Origin of the sequence: Micromonospora gifhornensis, assembly GCF_016863515.1 — a bacterium.
Taxonomy (GTDB): domain Bacteria; phylum Actinomycetota; class Actinomycetes; order Mycobacteriales; family Micromonosporaceae; genus Micromonospora; species Micromonospora gifhornensis.
Window position 1 is genome coordinate 45125 of the sequence record NZ_BOPA01000013.1, and the last position, 18620, is coordinate 63744.

The window sequence follows — 18620 nt, forward strand, 5'->3', positions numbered from 1 at the left end:
TGTCAGCCCTCCTGCTGCGTTTCTGCCGCGGCGGCGACGGCGGACGTGTCCACCGGCTCGCCACTCGGCGTCTCGGCCTGCTGCGCGACGGTCGTCGCGGCAGCCCGGCCGGCCTCGGTGCCACCGGAGGTCGTACCGGACGAGCCGGAGCGACCACGACGCGGCCGCTCGGGGCGGTCACCGCGATCCCGGCGCGGGCGCGACGGCGCCTCGGCCGGAGTCTCCCGACCCGGCACCGCGTCACCCTTGTAGATCCAGACCTTCACGCCGATGCGGCCGAAGGTGGTACGGGCCTCGAAGAAGCCGTACTCGATGTTGGCCCGCAGCGTGTGCAGCGGAACCCGACCCTCGCGGTAGAACTCCGTGCGGCTCATCTCGGCGCCGCCGAGGCGACCCGAGACCTGCACCCGGATGCCCTTGCACATCGGGTTCTTCATCGCCGACTGCATCGCCTTGCGCATCGCCCGACGGAAGCTGACCCGGCTCGAGAGCTGCTCGGCCACGCCCTGGGCAACCAGCTGCGCATCCGACTCGGGGTTCTTCACCTCGATGATGTTCAGCTGCACCTGCTTGCCGGTGAGCTTCTCCAGCTCGCCGCGGATCCGGTCGGCCTCCGCACCCTTACGGCCGATGACGATGCCCGGCCGGGCGGTGTGGATGTCAACGCGGACCCGGTCGCGGGTGCGCTCGATGTCGACCTTGGAAATGCCGGCGCGCTCCAGGCCCTTGGACATCATCCGGCGGATCTTGACATCCTCGCCGATGTAGTCCTTGTAGAGCTTGTCCGCGAACCAGCGGGACTTCCAGTCGGTCGAGATGCCGAGGCGGAACCCGTGCGGGTGAACCTTCTGACCCATTACTCGGCGCCCTCCGTGTTGCTCTGCGTCTCGGCCGGTGCGCTCTGCGCCGCCGGTGCCGCCTTCTTCGCCGACTTCTTCGGCGCGGCCGGCGCCACCGCCTCGACCGCCACCGTGATGTGGCAGGTGCGCTTACGGATCCGGTACGCCCGGCCCTGCGCCCGCGGCTGGAACCGCTTCATGGTCGGGCCCTCGTCCACGAACGCCTCGCTGACGAGCAACGCGTCGGGGTCCAGCCGCTCGTTGTTCTCCGCGTTGGCGATCGCACTCGCGAGCACCTTGTACACCTGCTCGCTCGCAGCCTGCGGCGCGAACTGCAGCACCGTGAGAGCCTCCTTCGCGGGCAGGCCGCGGACGAGGTTGACCACCCGGCGCGCCTTCATCGGCGAGATGCGCACGTATCGCGCAACCGCCCGCGCGCCCGGAAGCACCGGAGCGTCGCCCTTTCCTGGCATCGCTGTAACCCCTTGATCCTCTATCCGTATGCCCGCGGCGTCAGCGCCGGCGGCTCTTCCGGTCGTCCTTCTCGTGACCCTTGAACGTGCGGGTCAGCGCGAACTCGCCGAGCTTGTGCCCGACCATCGCCTCGGTCACGAACACCGGGACGTGCTTACGTCCGTCGTGCACCGCGATCGTGTGCCCGAGCATCTCCGGGATGATCGTCGAGCGCCGCGACCAAGTCTTGATGACGTTCTTCGAGCCCTTTTCGTTCTGCGTCTCCACCTTCTTGAGCAGGTGGTCGTCGATGAACGGGCCCTTCTTCAGGCTGCGAGGCATGTCTTATCTCCCTCAGCCGCGCTTACGCGTGGCGTAGCGGCGGCGGACGATCAGCCGGTCACTCGGCTGGCCCTTACGACGGGTGCGGCCCTCGGGCTTACCCTGCGGGTTGACCGGGTGGCGACCACCGGAGGTCTTGCCCTCGCCACCACCGTGCGGGTGGTCGACCGGGTTCATGGCCACACCACGGACGGTCGGGCGCTTGCCCTTCCACCGCATCCGGCCGGCCTTACCCCAGTTGATGTTCGACTGGTCGGCGTTGCCGATCTCGCCGATGCTGGCCCGGCACCGCACGTCCACACGCCGGATCTCACCCGACGGCATACGCAGGGTGGCGTACACGCCCTCCCGGCCGAGCAGCTGGATGCCGACGCCGGCCGAGCGGGCCAGCTTGGCCCCGCCACCCGGACGCAGCTCCACGTTGTGGATGGTGGTACCGACCGGGATGTTGCGCAGCGGCAGGTTGTTGCCCGGCTTGATGTCGGCGCCCGGACCGGACTCGACCCGGTCGCCCTGCTTCAGGTCCTTCGGCGCGATGATGTACCGCTTCTCGCCGTCGGCGTAGTGCAGCAGCGCGATGCGCGCGGTGCGGTTCGGGTCGTACTCGATGTGCGCGACCTTGGCCGGCACACCGTCCTTGTCGACCCGCTTGAAGTCGATGATCCGGTACTGCCGCTTGTGGCCGCCGCCCTGGTGCCGGGCGGTGATCCGCCCGTGGGCGTTACGCCCACCCTTCTTCGGCAGCGGTGCCAGCAGCGACTTCTCAGGCGTCGACCGGGTGATCTCGGCGAAGTCGGCGACGCTGGAGCCACGCCGGCCCGGCGTCGTCGGCTTGTACTTACGGATAGCCATTGTCTACACCCCTCAGCTGACCGGGCCGCCGAAGGCGTCAATACGGTCGCCCTCAGCCAGCTTCACCATCGCGCGCTTGGTGTTCTTGCGCTTGCCGAACCCGGTGCGGGTCCGCTTGCGCTTGCCCTCGCGGTTGAGCGTGTTGACCGTCAGGACACGGACGTTGAAGATCTGCTCGATAGCGATCTTGATCGCGGTCTTGTTCGCGTCCGGGTGCACCAGGAAGGTGTACCAGTTCCGGTTCAGCTCGCTGTAGCTCTTCTCCGAGACGACCGGCGCAACGATGATGTCGCGCGGGTCGGCGATCGTGCTCACTTGCCACCCTCCTCGGTGGTCTCGGCGGGAACGCCCAGGAACTCGTCCAGGGCCTCCTTGGTGAAGACCACGTCGTCGGCCACCAACACGTCGTACGTGTTGAGCTGGCCGGCTTCGATCAGGTGCACCCGCGGCTCGTTGCGCAGCGACACCCAGTTCAGCTCGTCGACGCTGCTCAGCACGACCAGCACCCGGCGGGCCTCGGTCACCTTGGTGAGCGCGGCCAGCGCGGCCTTGGTCGACGGCTTCTCGCCCGAGACGAACGCCTCGACGACGTGCACCTGCCCGGCGCGTGCCCGGTCCGAGAGGGCGCCACGCAGAGCGGCAGCCTTCATCTTCTTCGGGGTGCGCTGGCTGTAGTCGCGCGGCACCGGGCCGTGCACCACGCCACCGCCGGCGAACTGCGGCGCGCGGATCGAGCCCTGCCGGGCCCGACCGGTGCCCTTCTGCTTGTAGGGCTTCTTGCCGCCGCCGGAGACTTCGCCCCGGGTCTTGGTCTTGTGCGTGCCCTGCCGAGCCGCGGCCAGCTGCGCCACCACGACCTGGTGCATCAGCGGCACGTTGGCCTGCACGTCGAAGATGTCCCCGGGAAGCTCGACCGAGCCGGTCTTGGTGCCCTCGGAGTTCAAGACGTCAACGGTGGTCACTTGGCCGCACCGCCCTTCTTCGCCTTCGTCTTGGCCGCAGTGCGGACCAGGACCAGCGCGCCCTTCGGGCCGGGAATGGCACCGCGGACGAGCAGGAGGTTGTTCTCGGTGTCGACCGCCTGGACGGTCAGGTTCTGCACGGTGTAGCGCACGCCGCCCATGCGGCCCGCCATCCGGGTGCCCTTGAAGACCCGACCCGGGGTGGCGCAGGCGCCGATGGAGCCCGGCGAGCGGTGCTTGCGCTCGACACCGTGGCTGGCGCGCAGACCGTGGAAGCCGTGCCGCTTCATCGGGCCGGCGTAGCCCTTGCCCTTGGTCTTGCCGGTGACGTCGATCGAGATGCCGGCCGGGAACTCCTCGACCGTGATCTCCTGACCGAGCGAGTAGTCCGCGGCGTCGGAGGTGCGCAGCTCGACGATGTGCCGGCGCGGCGCCACGTCAGCCTTCGCGTAGTGCCCACGCAGCGGCTTCTTGGCCTTGCGCGGGTCGATCGTGCCGTACGCCAGCTGGACCGCGGAGTAACCGTCCTTGTCGGCGTCACGAACCTGGCTGATGACGCACGGGCCGGCCTGAACCACGGTCACCGGAACAACCTTGTTGTTGTCCCAGACCTGGGTCATGCCGAGCTTCGCGCCCAGGATCCCCTTAACTTGCCTGTCCATGTGTCCGGTCCCTACAGCTTGATCTCGATGTCGACGCCAGCCGGCAGGTCGAGGCGCATGAGCGAGTCGACCGTCTTCGGGGTCGGGTCGATGATGTCGATCAGCCGCTTGTGCGTACGCATCTCGAAGTGCTCGCGCGAGTCCTTGTACTTGTGCGGCGAGCGGATGACGCAGAAACGGTTGATCTCCGTGGGCAGCGGCACCGGGCCCGCGACCTGCGCCCCGGTACGCGTCACCGTCTCGACGATCTTCCGCGCCGAGGAGTCGACGACCTCGTGGTCATAGGCCTTGAGCCGGATGCGGATCTTCTGTCCCGCCATGGTGGCTTCTGTTCCTTCTCTCGATGCCGCTGTGTTGCGGGTGTCCTGTACCGGCTGGTACAGACCCTCTTCGCCCACCCCCGCGGTCGGGCGTGTCGCGTTCTGTGGCCCAGCTCCGCCCCAACCTTCCGGAGCGATCCTGACCGCGGTGGGTCGAGGCGCCGATCGCACTACCGCGACCTGAACGCCGCGCGAGGGTGGTTGACGGGTGAACCGCCAACCACCCCACGCCCGACTGTCCTGCCTACCCGGAGGTTCGACGTGAGTCGAACGCGGGCAGCGAACTGTCGTTACGCAACCTGACTAGTATGCCGCACGACCGGCGGCGGGTCTAATCGGGGTTACCCAGCTCACTTGATGATCTTGGTGACGCGACCAGCGCCGACCGTACGGCCACCCTCCCGGATCGCGAACTTGAGGTTTTCCTCCATCGCGATGGGCTGGATCAGCTTCACGGTCATCGTGGTGTTGTCACCCGGCATGACCATCTCGGTGCCCTCGGGGAGGGTGACGACACCGGTGACGTCCGTGGTCCGGAAGTAGAACTGCGGACGGTAGTTCTGGAAGAACGGGGTGTGCCGGCCGCCCTCCTCCTTGGAGAGGATGTAGACCGTCGCCTCGAACTCGGTGTGCGGGGTCGTGGTGCCCGGCTTGACGACCACCATGCCGCGCTCGACGTCCTCGCGCTTGATGCCACGCAGCAGCAGACCGACGTTCTCACCCGCGCGGGCCTCGTCGAGCAGCTTGCGGAACATCTCGATGCCGGTGCAGACCGTCTTCTGCGACTTCTCGCGGATACCGACGATCTCCACCTCCTCGTTCGGCTTGAGGATGCCGCGCTCCGCGCGACCGGTGACGACGGTGCCACGACCGGTGATCGTGAAGACGTCCTCGATCGGCATCAGGAACGGCTTCTCGGTCTCGCGCTCCGGCTGCGGGATCGCGGTGTCGACAGCGTTCATCAGCTCCAGCAGGCGCCCGGTCCACTCCGGGTCACCCTCCAGGGCCTTGAGCGCCGAGACACGCACGACCGGCAGGTCGTCGCCCGGGTACTCCTGCGACGAGAGCAGCTCACGAACCTCGAGCTCGACGAGCTCCAGCAGCTCCTCGTCGTCGACCATGTCGCTCTTGTTCAGCGCCACGACGATGTACGGCACGCCGACCTGGCGGGCCAGCAGCACGTGCTCGCGGGTCTGCGGCATCGGGCCGTCGGTCGCGGCGACCACCAGGATCGCGCCGTCCATCTGGGCGGCACCGGTGATCATGTTCTTGATGTAGTCGGCGTGACCGGGGCAGTCGACGTGCGCGTAGTGCCGCGCCTCGGTCTGGTACTCGACGTGCGCGATCGAGATCGTGATGCCCCGGGCCTTCTCCTCCGGCGCCTTGTCGATCTCGTCGAACGGCGTGTACGGGTTCAGGTCGGGGTACTGGTCGTGCAGGACCTTCGTGATGGCCGCCGTCAGCGTCGTCTTACCGTGGTCGATGTGACCAATGGTGCCGATGTTGACGTGCGGCTTAGTCCGCTCGAACTTCGCCTTCGCCACTGGTGTCCTCCTGTGGACTTCTTGGTTCGTTCGCCCCGGTACGCCACGAGTGGCGCTTAGGACTCTGTCGACAGCCTTTCCGGCCTGACGGCCGGGAAGCTTTTGTGGGCTCTGCGGCGATGAAGCCTACAGGCCCGGAATTCACCCAATCCGACCGAGGTGGTCGCGGTCGGGGAAACCTCCCGCGACCACCGTCGGCTCAGCTCAGGCGGACGTCACTCACCCGTCGCCTTGGCGATGATCTCCTTGGCCACCGAGGCCGGAACCTCGGCGTAGGAGTCGAACTGCATGCTGTAGCTAGCCCGGCCCTGGGTCTTCGACCGCAGGTCGCCGACGTAGCCGAACATCTCCGACAGCGGCACCAGAGCCCGGACGACGCGGGCGCCGCTGCGCTCCTCCATCGCCTGGATGATGCCACGGCGGGAGTTCAGGTCACCGATGACGTCACCCATGTTCTCCTCAGGAGTGGTGACCTCAACGGCCATCATCGGCTCGAGCAGCGCGGGATCGGCCTTGCGGGCCGCGTCCTTCATCACCATCGAGCCGGCGATCTTGAACGCCATTTCCGACGAGTCGACCTCGTGGTACTGGCCGTCCAGCAGCGTCAGCTTGACGCCCACCAGCGGGAAGCCGGCGAGGATGCCGTACTGCATGGCGTCCTGCGCACCCGCGTCCACCGAGGGGATGAACTCCCGGGGGATACGGCCGCCGGTGACCGCGTTGGCGAACTCGTAGGTCGGCGCGTCGTTGCCCAGCGGCAGCGGCTCCAGGCTGACGATCACCCGGGCGTACTGGCCGGAACCACCGGTCTGCTTCTTGTGGGTGTACTCGACCTTCTCCACCTTGCGGCGGATGGTCTCGCGGTACGCCACCTGCGGCTTACCGATGTTCGCCTCGACGTTGAACTCGCGGCGCATCCGGTCGACCAGGATGTCCAGGTGCAGCTCGCCCATGCCGGAGATGACCGTCTGACCGGTCTGGTCGTCCAGCTTGACGCGGAAGGTCGGGTCCTCCTCGGCCAGCCGCTGGATGGCGGTGCTGAGCTTCTCCTGGTCGGCCTTGGTCTTCGGCTCGATGGCCACCTCGATGACCGGCTCCGGGAAGGTCATCGACTCCAGGATGACCGGGTTCGCCGAGTCGGCCAGGGTGTCACCGGTGGTGGTCTGCTTCAGACCCTGCACCGCGATGATGTCGCCGGCCTTCGCGGTGCTGCGCTCTTCCCGCTTGTTGGCGTGCATCTGGTAGATCTTGCCGATCCGCTCCTTGCGGTCCTTGGTGGAGTTGACCACCTGGGAGCCGGACTCGAGCGTGCCGGAGTAGATCCGCACGTAGGTGAGCTTGCCGAGGTGCTTGTCCGTCTGGATCTTGAAGGCCAGGCCGGAGAACGGCTCGGACACCGACGGCTTGCGCAGCATCGGGGTCTCACCGTCGGTGGCCGTACCCTCGATCGCCGGGATGTCCAGCGGCGACGGCAGGTACGCGACGACCGCGTCCAGCATCGGCTGGATGCCCTTGTTCTTGAAGGCGGTACCGGTGAGGACCGGGTTGGCCTTGCCGGCGATGGTGGCCCGACGGATGGCGGCCTTGATCTCCTCGACGGAGATCTCCTCGCCCTCCAGGTACTTCTCCATCACCGCGTCGTCGACGTCGGCCAGGGTCTCCATCAGCTTCTCGCGCCACTCGGCAGCGGAGTCGGCCAGCTCGGCCGGGATCTCCTCGACCGCGTAGTCCTCACCCTTCTGGGTCTCGCCACGCCAGGTGAGGGCGCGCATCTCGACCAGGTCGACCACGCCGATGAAGTCGCTCTCGGCGCCGATCGGGATCTGAAGCACCAGCGGGGTGGCGTTCAGCCGGTCGATCATCATCTGCACGCAGCGGAAGAAGTCCGCGCCGGTACGGTCGAGCTTGTTGACGAAACACATCCGGGGGACGTTGTACTTGTCCGCCTGACGCCAGACGTTCTCCGTCTGCGGCTCCACGCCGGCCACACCGTCGTAGACCGCGACGGCACCGTCCAGGACTCGAAGCGACCGCTCCACCTCGACCGTGAAGTCGACGTGGCCGGGCGTGTCGATGATCTGGATCGTGTGGCCCTTCCACTCGCACTTCGTGGCGGCGGAAGTGATGGTGATACCGCGCTCCTGCTCCTGCTCCATCCAGTCCATGACGGCGCCGCCCTCATGAACCTCACCGATCTTGTACGTGATACCGGTGTAGAACAGAATTCGCTCGGTGGTAGTGGTCTTACCGGCATCGATGTGCGCCATGATGCCGATGTTGCGTACGTTGGCGAGCGCGTCTGCGGCGGCCACTTCAATCCCTACTTATCGTCGTCCCGACACAACTGGTGGCGGCCCCGGCGCCGGTAGGCGCCGGGACCTCAGGTGTTACCAGCGGTAGTGCGCGAAGGCCTTGTTGGACTCCGCCATCTTGTGGGTGTCCTCACGCCGCTTGACGGCGGCACCGAGGCCGTTGCTCGCGTCCAGCAGCTCGTTCATCAGCCGCTCGACCATGGTCTTCTCGCGGCGGGCGCGGGAGTAGGTGACCAGCCAGCGCAGCCCCAGCGTGGTCGCCCGGGCGGGACGGACCTCGACCGGAACCTGGTAGGTCGCGCCACCGACACGGCGGCTGCGGACCTCGAGGGTCGGCTTGACGTTGTCCATCGCGCGCTTGAGCGTGACGACCGGGTCGGTGCCGCTCTTCTCGCGGCAGCCCTCCAGGGCGGCGTAGACGATGCGCTCGGCGAGCTGACGCTTGCCGCGAAGCAGGATCTTGTTTACCAGCTGGGTGACCAGCGGCGAGTTGTACACCGGGTCAGCGACCAGCGGCTTACGCGGGGCAGGTCCCTTACGCGGCATGTCAGCTCTTCTCCTTCTTCGCGCCGTAACGGCTGCGCGCCTGCTTGCGGTTGCGGACACCCTGAGTGTCCAGCGAGCCGCGGACGATCTTGTAACGCACGCCGGGGAGGTCCTTCACACGGCCACCGCGGACGAGCACGATCGAGTGCTCCTGCAGGTTGTGCCCGACGCCCGGGATGTAGGCGGTCACCTCGACCTGGCTGCTGAGCTTGACACGAGCAACCTTGCGCAGCGCCGAGTTCGGCTTCTTCGGGGTGGTGGTGTACACACGGGTGCACACGCCGCGCCGCTGAGGGGAACCCTTCAGCGCCGGGGTCTTGGTCTTGGTGGTCTTCGCCTGGCGGCCCTTTCGGACCAGCTGTTGGATCGTGGGCACCGGGTTTCTCCGCTCCCTTCGGCCGCTTTCGCGACCGCGCCGTCTGCCGTAGCCGACCTGATGACCGGCTCTCCTACATTCCGACCAGGGCCACCTCGCGGAGGTCCCGGCACCCGCGGTCGGGCGTGTCGCCCGATCACGGTCCCGGTTCCGCACGCTTGTGAGCGCAGCCCCGGGGGTCTGTCACCGGCACACGCGACCGTGCGCCGGATCTTTGGCTCATTCGTGGCGCCTTCCGGAAACCGGAGGCCGGATCCAGCGCACGCACGATTTGCCCGGGCTGGCCCGGGCACAAGGGGAAAGAGTACCTACCACAGCCGCGCAGGTCAAAACGGGAGACCTGCCGAACTTCTCACCGCTCGGCAACCGGCTCCGTCGCTCCACCCGCCCGTGATGGGCACCTACAGATACAAGTGTACCGGCTCCACCGGAAACCACCCGCCGAGCCCCCGAGCCGAGGCCAGCAGTCTGACGCGCGGCAACAGCCGCTTCTGATCAGGCATCTTGCTCAGGCCAGCGTCAGCAGGAGGGCCAGGCCCACGCCGAGCAGGCTCAACAGCAACCCGACGCCGCCGCAGCTGATCCCGGCGATGGCGAGACCACGGCCGGTGAACCGCACCGCCGGCGCCGGCGTCGGCCGCCGGATCTGCCGGACGCCCAGCAGGCCCGCCACGAGGGCACCGGCCCCGGTGAGGCCGCCGAGGGTGGCGAAGGACCCGGCCGCCCAGACACCGTTCAGCCCGCCCCCCACCGAACCCACACAGATGACCAGGAACGACACCAGAATGGAGATGATGCCGGCGATCAGGGAGCCGACCGCCAGGCCCGAAGTGACCGGCGGCACATCCAGGTGCACCATGGCGAACGGAGTGCCCGGTACGGGCTCCACCCGACTCGGCGGTCGGGGCCGCTCCTGCGGCGGCGGGACCCGGCCACCACCGCCGTGCCCCGGGCCGGAACCCCACCCGCCGGGTACGCCCACACCCGGCCCACCCACCGGCCCGGACGGCACAGCCCCGAACGGCGGCCCGGACGGACCGGGTCCGAACGGCGGCGCGGACGGTACGGGTCCGTACGGCGGCGCGGACGGTACGGGTCCGTACGGGGCAGAGGGTGGAGATCCGAACGACGGCCCGGAGGGAACGGACCCGAACGGCGGCGCGGAGGGTACGGGTCCGTGCGGGGTCGGTGGAGACGGCGGGTGCCCGGCGGAGAGGTCTGCCCCGGTCGGTCCCGGTGATGTCCAGCTGCCCGGTTCCGGTGCACCGGCCTCCGAGCGCCCGGCGGTGGGCTGAGCGGGTTCGCCGCTCTCGGGACGCGCCGGTTCCGTCACGGGAATCCTCCTCATCGGCCGCGTCCGCCGCCGTGCGGCGGACACCGTCAGGCTACCGTCGCCGGTCAGCCCACCGGCCTGCGGCGCGAGAGCGGTCTCAGTCCATGTTCGGCGCGAAGTCGTGCCCGTAGGGTGCCTCGGCGAGCCGGATCACGCCGATCACCAACGCGACGACCACACTCACCGCGACCAGCCCCAGGCCCGTCCAGGCCAGGGTCTCCCCCCGCCGCAGCCAGGCCGCGCCGGTCAGGAACCCCCCTGAGGCGTACGCCTCGCGGCGCGCCTGCCGGGCCAACTGGAGCGCCACCGTGGCCGGCACCACTCCCCCGATGAACAGTCCGGTCAGCGCACCCATCAGTCCGAGCGCGAAGACGGCCCGCGCCTTCGTGGCCCGGACCGGATCCGGGTCGAGCGGATGCCGGGGCGGCCCGGGCGGTGAAGCGACCGGCATCGGTCCGGCGGCGGTCGTCATGCCTCCATCATGCCCCGCCCTCGGCGGATCGGTAGGAGCATGACCGCCGCCACCGACGACGAGGCCCCCGGCGGGTTGCCGGGGGCCTCGTCGTCAGAGCGAACAACTCAGCGGTACGACCCGAAGTCGAAGTCGTCGAGCGGAACCGCCTGGCCGCTGGCCGGCCCGAAGCCGTAGTCGGTCTCCGGGTAGCCGGTCATCGAGTAGACCTTGGCCTTCGCCTCCTCGGTCGGCTCGACCCGGACGTTGCGGTACTTGCTGATGCCGGTACCGGCCGGGATGAGCTTACCGATGATCACGTTCTCCTTGAGACCGATCAGCGAGTCGCTGCGGGCGTGGATCGCCGCGTCGGTCAGCACCCGGGTGGTCTCCTGGAAGGAGGCCGCCGAGAGCCAGGAGTCGGTGGCCAGCGAGGCCTTGGTGATACCCATCAGCACCGGACGACCGGCGGCGGGCTCGCCACCCTCGCCGACGAGTCGGCGGTTCTCCGACTCGAACAGCGCCCGGTCGACGAGCACACCCGGCAGGAACTCGGTCGAGCCGGAGTCGATGACCGTCACCCGCTTGAGCATCTGGCGAATGATGATCTCGATGTGCTTGTCGTGGATGAGCACACCCTGCGAGCGGTAGACCTCCTGGACCTCCTGGGTCAGGTGGACCTGGACCGCCCGCGGGCCGAGGATGCGCAGCAGCTCGTGCGGGTCGATGGTGCCCTCGGTGAGCTTCTCGCCGACCTCGACGTGGTCGCCGTCGTGCGCCCGCAGCCGGACCCGCTTCGAGATCTTGTCGTACACGATCTCGTCGCTGCCGTCGTCCGGGATGACGACGATCTTGCGCGACCGCTCGCCGTCCTCGATCCGGATCCGGCCGGGGGTGTCGGCGATCGGCGCCTTACCCTTCGGGATCCGGGCCTCGAAGATCTCCTGGACACGGGGCAGACCCTGGGTGATGTCCTCACCCGCGACACCACCGGTGTGGAAGGTACGCATCGTCAGCTGCGTACCCGGCTCACCGATCGACTGGGCGGCGATGATGCCGACCGCCTCGCCGACGTCCACGATCTTGCCGGTCGGCAGCGAACGGCCGTAGCACGCACCGCAGACGCCCAGCTTCGACTCGCAGGTGAGCACGCTGCGCACCCGGATGGTCTCCACCCCGGCGGCGACGATCTTGTCGACCAGGATCGAGTTGATGTCCACGCCCCGCTCGGCGACGACGGTGCCGTCCGGACCCTTGATGTCGTCGGCCAGGGTACGGGCGTGCACGCTGGTCTCCGCGTGCTCGTGCACCACGAGCCGGCCGTCGAGCTGCTGACCGATCTGCATCGGGATGGCCCGGTCGGTGCCGCAGTCCTCCTCGCGGATGATGACGTCCTGCGAGACGTCCACCAGACGACGGGTCAGGTAACCCGAGTCGGCGGTACGCAGGGCGGTGTCCGCGAGACCCTTACGGGCACCGTGCGTGGAGATGAAGTACTCCAGCACGGACAGACCTTCCCGGTAGCTGGCCTTGATCGGCCGCGGGATGATCTCACCCTTCGGGTTGGCCACCAGACCACGGATCGCCGCGATCTGCCGGAGCTGGAGCAGGTTACCGCGAGCACCCGAGTTGATCATCTTCCACAGCGGGTTCTCCTGCGGCAGCGCGGTGTCCATCTCCTTGGCGACCTCGTTGGTCGCCTTGGTCCAGATCTCGATGAGTTCGCCGCGACGCTCCTCGGCGGTCATCAGACCACGCTGGTACTGCTTGTCGATCCGGTCGGCTTCCTTCTCGTACTTCTCCAGGATCTCCCGCTTGCGCGGCGGAGCGATGACGTCCTCCATGCCGATGGTCACGCCGGACCAGGTGGCCCAGTGGAAACCGGCCTCCTTGAGCCCGTCGAGGGTGGCCGCCAGGGCCACCTTCGGGAACCGCTCGGCGAGGTCGTTGACGATCGCGGAGAGCTGACCCTTGCGGATCTCGTAGTTCACGTACCGGTAGCCCTGCGGCAGGGTCTCGTTGAACAGCACCCGGCCGAGCGTGGTCTCCACGGTCAACGGCTCACCCGGGGTCCAGTCCTCGGGCGCGGTCCACGGCTGCCCGCCGGCACCGTTGTCGACCTCGACCACACCCCGCAGCCGGATCTTGACCGGTGCCTGCAGGTGCAGCTCGCCGTTGTCGTACGCCATCCGCGCCTCGGCGTCCGAGCTGAACGCCCGGCCCTCGCCACGCTCACCGGTGGTGAGGTGGGTCAGGTGGTACAGGCCGATGACCATGTCCTGGGTGGGCATGGTGACCGGCTTGCCGTCGGCCGGCTTGAGGATGTTGTTCGACGACAGCATCAGGATCCGCGCCTCGGCCTGGGCCTCGGCGGACAGCGGCACGTGCACCGCCATCTGGTCACCGTCGAAGTCGGCGTTGAACGCGGTGCAGACCAGCGGGTGGATCTGGATGGCCTTGCCCTCGACCAGCTGCGGCTCGAAGGCCTGGATGCCCAGTCGGTGCAGGGTCGGCGCCCGGTTGAGCAGCACCGGGTGCTCGCCGATGACCTCTTCCAGCACGTCCCACACGACCGGCCGCTGCCGCTCGACCATCCGCTTGGCGGACTTGATGTTCTGCGCGTGGTTGAGGTCGACCAGCCGCTTCATCACGAACGGCTTGAACAGCTCCAGCGCCATCTGCTTGGGCAGACCGCACTGGTGCAGCTTGAGCTTCGGGCCGACCACGATGACCGAACGGCCGGAGTAGTCGACGCGCTTGCCCAGCAGGTTCTGGCGGAACCGGCCCTGCTTGCCCTTGAGCATGTCGGACAGCGACTTCAGCGGACGGTTACCCGGGCCGGTGACCGGCCGGCCCCGACGGCCGTTGTCGAACAGCGCGTCGACGGCCTCCTGGAGCATCCGCTTCTCGTTGTTGACGATGATCTCGGGCGCGCCGAGGTCGATCAGCCGCTTGAGCCGGTTGTTCCGGTTGATCACCCGGCGGTAGAGGTCGTTCAGGTCGCTGGTCGCGAACCGGCCACCGTCGAGCTGCACCATCGGACGCAGGTCCGGCGGGATCACCGGTACGCAGTCCAGCACCATGCCGAGCGGCGAGTTGCGGGTGTTCTGGAACGCCGCCACGACCTTCAGCCGCTTGAGCGCCCGGATCTTCCGCTGGCCCTTGCCGGTGCGGATGGTCTCGCGCAGGCTCTCCGCCTCGGCGTCGAGGTCCATGTTCTGCACCAGGGCCTTGATCGCCTCGGCACCCATGCCGCCGGTGAAGTACTCACCGAACCGGTCGCGCAGCTCACGGTAGAGCAGCTCGTCGGTGACCAGCTGCTTCGAGTCCAGCTTGCGGAAGGTGTCCAGCACCTCGTCCAGGCGGTCGATCTCGCGCTGGGCCCGGTCGCGGATCTGGCGCATCTCGCGCTCTCCGCCCTCCTTGACCTTGCGCCGGACGTCCGCCTTCGCGCCCTCGGCCTCCAGCTCGGCCAGGTCGGCCTCGAGCTTGGCGGCCCGCTTCTCGATCTCCGAGTCGCGGCTGTTCTCCGACTGCCGCTTCTCGGCCAGGATCTCGTTCTCGATGGTCGAGAGGTCACGGTGACGCGCTTCGGCGTCCACGCTCGTCACGACGTACGAGGCGAAGTAAATGATCTTTTCGAGGTCCTTCGGAGCGAGGTCCAGCAGGTAGCCCAGCCGGCTCGGCACGCCCTTGAAGTACCAGATGTGGGTCACCGGAGCGGCCAGCTCGATGTGGCCCATCCGCTCACGGCGGACCTTCGAGCGGGTCACCTCGACGCCGCAGCGCTCACAGATGATGCCCTTGAAGCGGACCCGCTTGTACTTGCCGCAGTAGCACTCCCAGTCCCGCTGCGGACCGAAGATCTTCTCGCAGAAGAGCCCGTCCTTCTCCGGCTTGAGGGTGCGGTAGTTGATCGTCTCGGGCTTCTTGACCTCGCCGTGCGACCACTGACGGATGTCGTCCGCGGTCGCCAGCCCAATTCGCAACTCGTCGAAAAAGTTGACGTCGAGCACGTTCAATTCCCTCACACGTCGCTTGTTGCGTCAGCAGCTCACCGGGTTTGTTTCGGAGCGGAGCGACCCTCGCACGGTCAACCTGCCCGCCTGGAGTGGGTCGCCCCGCTCCGAAACCCCAACGTCACACTTCCTCGACCGAGCTCGGCTCGCGCCGGGAAAGGTCGATGCCCAGTTCCTCCGCAGCCCGGAAGACCTCGTCGTCGGTCTCGCGCATCTCCAGGGCCACGCCGTCGCTGGAGAGCACCTCAACATTGAGGCACAGCGACTGCAGCTCCTTGAGCAGCACCTTGAACGACTCCGGGATGCCCGGCTCGGGGATGTTCTCGCCCTTGACGATGGCCTCGTAGACCTTCACCCGGCCGAGGACGTCGTCGGACTTGATCGTCAACAGCTCCTGCAGGGCGTACGCGGCTCCGTACGCCTGCATGGCCCAGCACTCCATCTCACCGAAGCGCTGGCCGCCGAACTGCGCCTTACCACCCAGCGGCTGCTGCGTGATCATCGAGTACGGGCCGGTCGACCGAGCGTGGATCTTGTCATCGACCAGGTGGTTGAGCTTCAGGATGTAGATGTAGCCGACGGCGATCGGGTCGGGCAGCGGCTCGCCGGAGCGGCCGTCGTACAGCTGCGCCTTGCCGGTGGCCCCGATCAGCTGCTTGCCGTCCCGGTTGGGCAGGGTCGACGCGAGCAGACCGGAGATCTCCTCCTCGCGGGCACCGTCGAAGACCGGAGTGGCCACGTTGGTGTCCGGCTCCGAGGTGTCCGCGCCGATGCTCTGCAGCTGACGCTTCCACTCGGCGTCGTCGCCCTCGACCTTCCAACCGGTCTTGGCCACCCAGCCCAGGTGGGTCTCCAGCACCTGACCGATGTTCATTCGGCTTGGCACACCCAGCGGGTTGAGCACGATGTCGACCGGGGTGCCGTCCTCCAGGAACGGCATGTCCTCGACCGGCAGGATCTTGGAGATGACGCCCTTGTTGCCGTGCCGGCCGGCGAGCTTGTCACCGTCCTGGATCTTCCGCTTCTGGGCGACGTAGACCCGGACCAGCTCGTTGACGCCCGGCGGCAACTCGTCGCCGTCCTCGCGGGAGAAGGTACGCACGCCGATGACCGTGCCGGTCTCGCCGTGCGGCACCTTCAGCGAGGTGTCGCGGACCTCGCGCGCCTTCTCACCGAAGATCGCGCGGAGCAGTCGCTCCTCCGGGGTCAGCTCGGTCTCACCCTTGGGAGTGACCTTGCCGACCAGGATGTCGCCGGGGACGACCTCGGCACCGATCCGGATGATGCCGCGCTCGTCGAGGTCGGCGAGCATTTCCTCGCTGACGTTCGGGATGTCGCGGGTGATCTCCTCCGGGCCGAGCTTGGTGTCCCGGGCGTCGACCTCGTGCTCCTCGATGTGGATCGAGGTGAGCACGTCCTGCTGCACGAGGCGCTGCGACAGGATGATCGCGTCCTCGTAGTTGTGGCCCTCCCAGCACATGAACGCCACCAGCAGGTTGCGTCCGAGCGCCATCTCGCCCTCGTCGGTGCACGGACCGTCGGCGATGACCTGGCCGGCCTCGACGCGGTCGCCCTCGAAGACCACCGGCTTCTGGTTGACGCAGGAGCCGGCGTTGGAGCGGCGGAACTTGTGCAGCAGGTACGTCCGGCGGTGACCGTCGTCCTGGTGAACGGTGATGTAGTCGGCGCAGAGGTCCTCGACCACGCCACCGACCTCGGCCACCACCACGTCACCGGCGTCGACCGCGGCACGGTACTCCATGCCGGTGCCGACGAGCGGGGACTCGGCCTTGACCAGCGGCACCGCCTGGCGCTGCATGTTCGCGCCCATCAGGGCCCGGTTGGCGTCGTCGTGCTCGAGGAACGGGATCATCGCGGTCGCGACCGAGGTCATCTGCCGCGGCGACACGTCCATGTAGTCCACGGCGCCCGGCGCGACGTCCTCGGTCTCGCCGCCCTTACGACGGACCAGGACGCGGTCCTCGGCGAACGTGCCGTCGGCCCGCAGCGGCGCGTTGGCCTGCGCCTTGACGAACCGGTCCTCCTCGTCCGCGGTCAGGTAGTCGATCTGGTCGGTGACCCGACCGTCGATGACCTTCCGGTACGGCGTCTCGATGAAGCCGAACGGGTTGACCCGGGCGAAGGTGGACAACGCGCCGATCAGGCCGATGTTCGGGCCTTCCGGCGTCTCGATCGGGCACATCCGGCCGTAGTGGGACGGGTGCACGTCGCGGACCTCGAAGCCGGCCCGCTCCCGGGACAGACCACCCGGGCCGAGCGCGCTCAGCCGGCGCCGGTGGGTCAGGCCCGCCAGCGGGTTGGTCTGGTCCATGAACTGGGACAGCTGCGAGGTGCCGAAGAACTCCCGGATCGCGGCCACCACCGGGCGGATGTTGATCAGGGTCTGCGGCGTGATCGCCTCGACGTCCTGAGTCGTCATCCGCTCGCGGACGACCCGCTCCATCCGGGACAGGCCGACCCGAACCTGGTTCTGGATCAGCTCGCCCACGGTACGCAGCCGCCGGTTGCCGAAGTGGTCGATGTCGTCGGCCTCGTAGCCCTCCTCACCGGCGTGCAGCCGGCAGAGGTACTCCACGGTGGCGACGATGTCGTCCTCGGTGAGCGTGCCGGTGGTGATCGGCACGTCCAGCTCGAGCTTCTTGTTGAACTTGTACCGACCGACCTTGGCGACGTCGTACCTCTTCGGGTTGAAGAAGAGGTTGTCGAGCAGGGTCTGGGCGTTCTCGCGGGTCGGCGGCTCGCCAGGGCGCAGCTTCCGGTAGATGTCGAGTAGCGCCTCGTCCTGGCCGGCGATGTGATCCTTCTCGAGCGTGGTCATCATCAGCTCGGACCAGCCGAACTTCTCACGAATCCGCTCGGCGGACCACCCGATGGCCTTCAGCAGCACCGTGACGGCCTGCCGACGCTTGCGGTCGATGCGGACACCGACCGTGTCGCGCTTGTCGATGTCGAACTCCAGCCAGGCACCCCGACTCGGGATGACCTTCACGCTGGAGAGGTCGCGGTCGGAGGTCTTGTCCGGCTGCTTGTCGAAGTAGACGCCCGGCGAACGGACGAGCTGGCTGACCACCACACGCTCGGTGCCGTTGATGATGAAGGTGCCCTTCGGCGTCATCATCGGGAAGTCACCCATGAACACCGTCTGGCTCTTGATCTCGCCGGTGGTGTTGTTGGTGAACTCCGCGGTCACGAACAGTGGCGCGCAGTAGGTGAGGTCCTTCTCCTTGCACTCCTCGATCGAGGCCTTGACCTCGTCGAAGCGCGGAGCCGAGAAGGAAAGCGACATGGTGCCGGAAAAGTCCTCAATGGGACTGATCTCGTCGAGGATTTCCGCGAGACCCGAGCGTGCGTGCGGGTCGTCCGCCGACCGGCCCTGCCAAGCCTCGTTGCCGACGAGCCAGTCGAAGGACTCGTTCTGAATGGCGAGGAGGTTGGGGACCTCGAGGTGTTCGGTGATCCGGCCGAAGGAAACTCGGCGGGGAGCGAATGCGCTCGACGTACGACTGGTCTTCGCAGGGCGGGAAGCTGCCAAGATGCGTCCTTCCGAGGACCGGTGCTGCAGAACGGCTGGTACGCGTGCACTCCAAT

General features: G+C 67.8%; 16 protein-coding genes. All 16 read right to left on the minus strand.

The annotated features are described in order from the left end of the window. Positions 1-2: 2 nt before the first annotated feature. Positions 3-857, minus strand: coding sequence for a 30S ribosomal protein S3 (gene rpsC, locus Vgi01_RS07975; protein WP_102658911.1), 855 nt, complete (start codon positions 855-857; stop codon positions 3-5). Then, a complete protein-coding gene (gene rplV / locus Vgi01_RS07980; protein WP_043721958.1) occupies positions 857-1312 on the minus strand; it encodes a 50S ribosomal protein L22 in 456 nt (151 codons plus the stop codon). Before rplV ends, rpsC begins: the two co-directional genes overlap by 1 nt. 40 nt (positions 1313-1352) lie before the next feature. Beyond that, positions 1353-1634, minus strand: coding sequence for a 30S ribosomal protein S19 (gene rpsS, locus Vgi01_RS07985; protein ID WP_013735950.1), 282 nt, complete (start codon positions 1632-1634; stop codon positions 1353-1355). A gap of 12 nt (positions 1635-1646) precedes the next feature. Beyond that, positions 1647-2486 (minus strand): 50S ribosomal protein L2, encoded by an 840-nt coding sequence (gene rplB, locus Vgi01_RS07990; RefSeq protein ID WP_013735951.1) that lies wholly within the window; start codon positions 2484-2486, stop codon positions 1647-1649. A gap of 12 nt (positions 2487-2498) precedes the next feature. After that, positions 2499-2801: a 50S ribosomal protein L23 gene (gene rplW, locus Vgi01_RS07995; RefSeq protein ID WP_102658910.1), complete on the minus strand. Its 303-nt coding sequence runs from the start codon at positions 2799-2801 to the stop codon at positions 2499-2501. Beyond that, positions 2798-3448, minus strand: a complete 651-nt coding sequence (gene rplD, locus Vgi01_RS08000) for a 50S ribosomal protein L4 (RefSeq protein ID WP_013735953.1) — start codon at positions 3446-3448, stop codon at positions 2798-2800. Before rplD ends, rplW begins: the two co-directional genes overlap by 4 nt. Further along, positions 3445-4110 carry a 50S ribosomal protein L3 gene (rplC, locus tag Vgi01_RS08005; RefSeq protein WP_043721961.1) on the minus strand — a complete coding sequence of 222 codons (666 nt, stop codon included), beginning with the start codon at positions 4108-4110 and terminating at the stop codon, positions 3445-3447. The genes rplD and rplC overlap by 4 nt, the downstream gene beginning before the upstream one ends. Before the next feature lie 11 nt (positions 4111-4121). Beyond that, a complete protein-coding gene (gene rpsJ / locus Vgi01_RS08010) occupies positions 4122-4430 on the minus strand; it encodes a 30S ribosomal protein S10 (protein WP_007073037.1) in 309 nt (102 codons plus the stop codon). Positions 4431-4780: 350 nt separating this feature from the next. After that, on the minus strand, positions 4781-5974 hold the full coding sequence (gene tuf, locus Vgi01_RS08015; RefSeq protein WP_102658909.1) for an elongation factor Tu: 1194 nt from the start codon (positions 5972-5974) through the stop codon (positions 4781-4783). A 215-nt stretch (positions 5975-6189) separates the two neighbouring features. After that, positions 6190-8286 (minus strand): elongation factor G, encoded by a 2097-nt coding sequence (gene fusA / locus Vgi01_RS08020; RefSeq protein ID WP_102658908.1) that lies wholly within the window; start codon positions 8284-8286, stop codon positions 6190-6192. Between the two features lie 75 nt (positions 8287-8361). Further along, positions 8362-8832, minus strand: a complete 471-nt coding sequence (gene rpsG, locus Vgi01_RS08025) for a 30S ribosomal protein S7 (protein ID WP_013735957.1) — start codon at positions 8830-8832, stop codon at positions 8362-8364. Between the two features lies 1 nt (position 8833). Further along, a complete protein-coding gene (gene rpsL, locus Vgi01_RS08030) occupies positions 8834-9208 on the minus strand; it encodes a 30S ribosomal protein S12 (RefSeq protein WP_013735958.1) in 375 nt (124 codons plus the stop codon). A 508-nt stretch (positions 9209-9716) separates the two neighbouring features. Then, entirely contained in the window at positions 9717-10097 is a 381-nt protein-coding gene (locus tag Vgi01_RS08035; protein WP_102658907.1) for a hypothetical protein, read from the minus strand. A gap of 541 nt (positions 10098-10638) precedes the next feature. Next, positions 10639-11013 (minus strand): hypothetical protein, encoded by a 375-nt coding sequence (locus tag Vgi01_RS08040; protein ID WP_102658906.1) that lies wholly within the window; start codon positions 11011-11013, stop codon positions 10639-10641. A gap of 107 nt (positions 11014-11120) precedes the next feature. Further along, a complete protein-coding gene (locus Vgi01_RS08045; RefSeq protein WP_102658923.1) occupies positions 11121-15008 on the minus strand; it encodes a DNA-directed RNA polymerase subunit beta' in 3888 nt (1295 codons plus the stop codon). Positions 15009-15132: 124 nt separating this feature from the next. Continuing rightward, positions 15133-18564: a DNA-directed RNA polymerase subunit beta gene (gene rpoB, locus Vgi01_RS08050; RefSeq protein WP_102658905.1), complete on the minus strand. Its 3432-nt coding sequence runs from the start codon at positions 18562-18564 to the stop codon at positions 15133-15135. Positions 18565-18620: the final 56 nt, after the last annotated feature.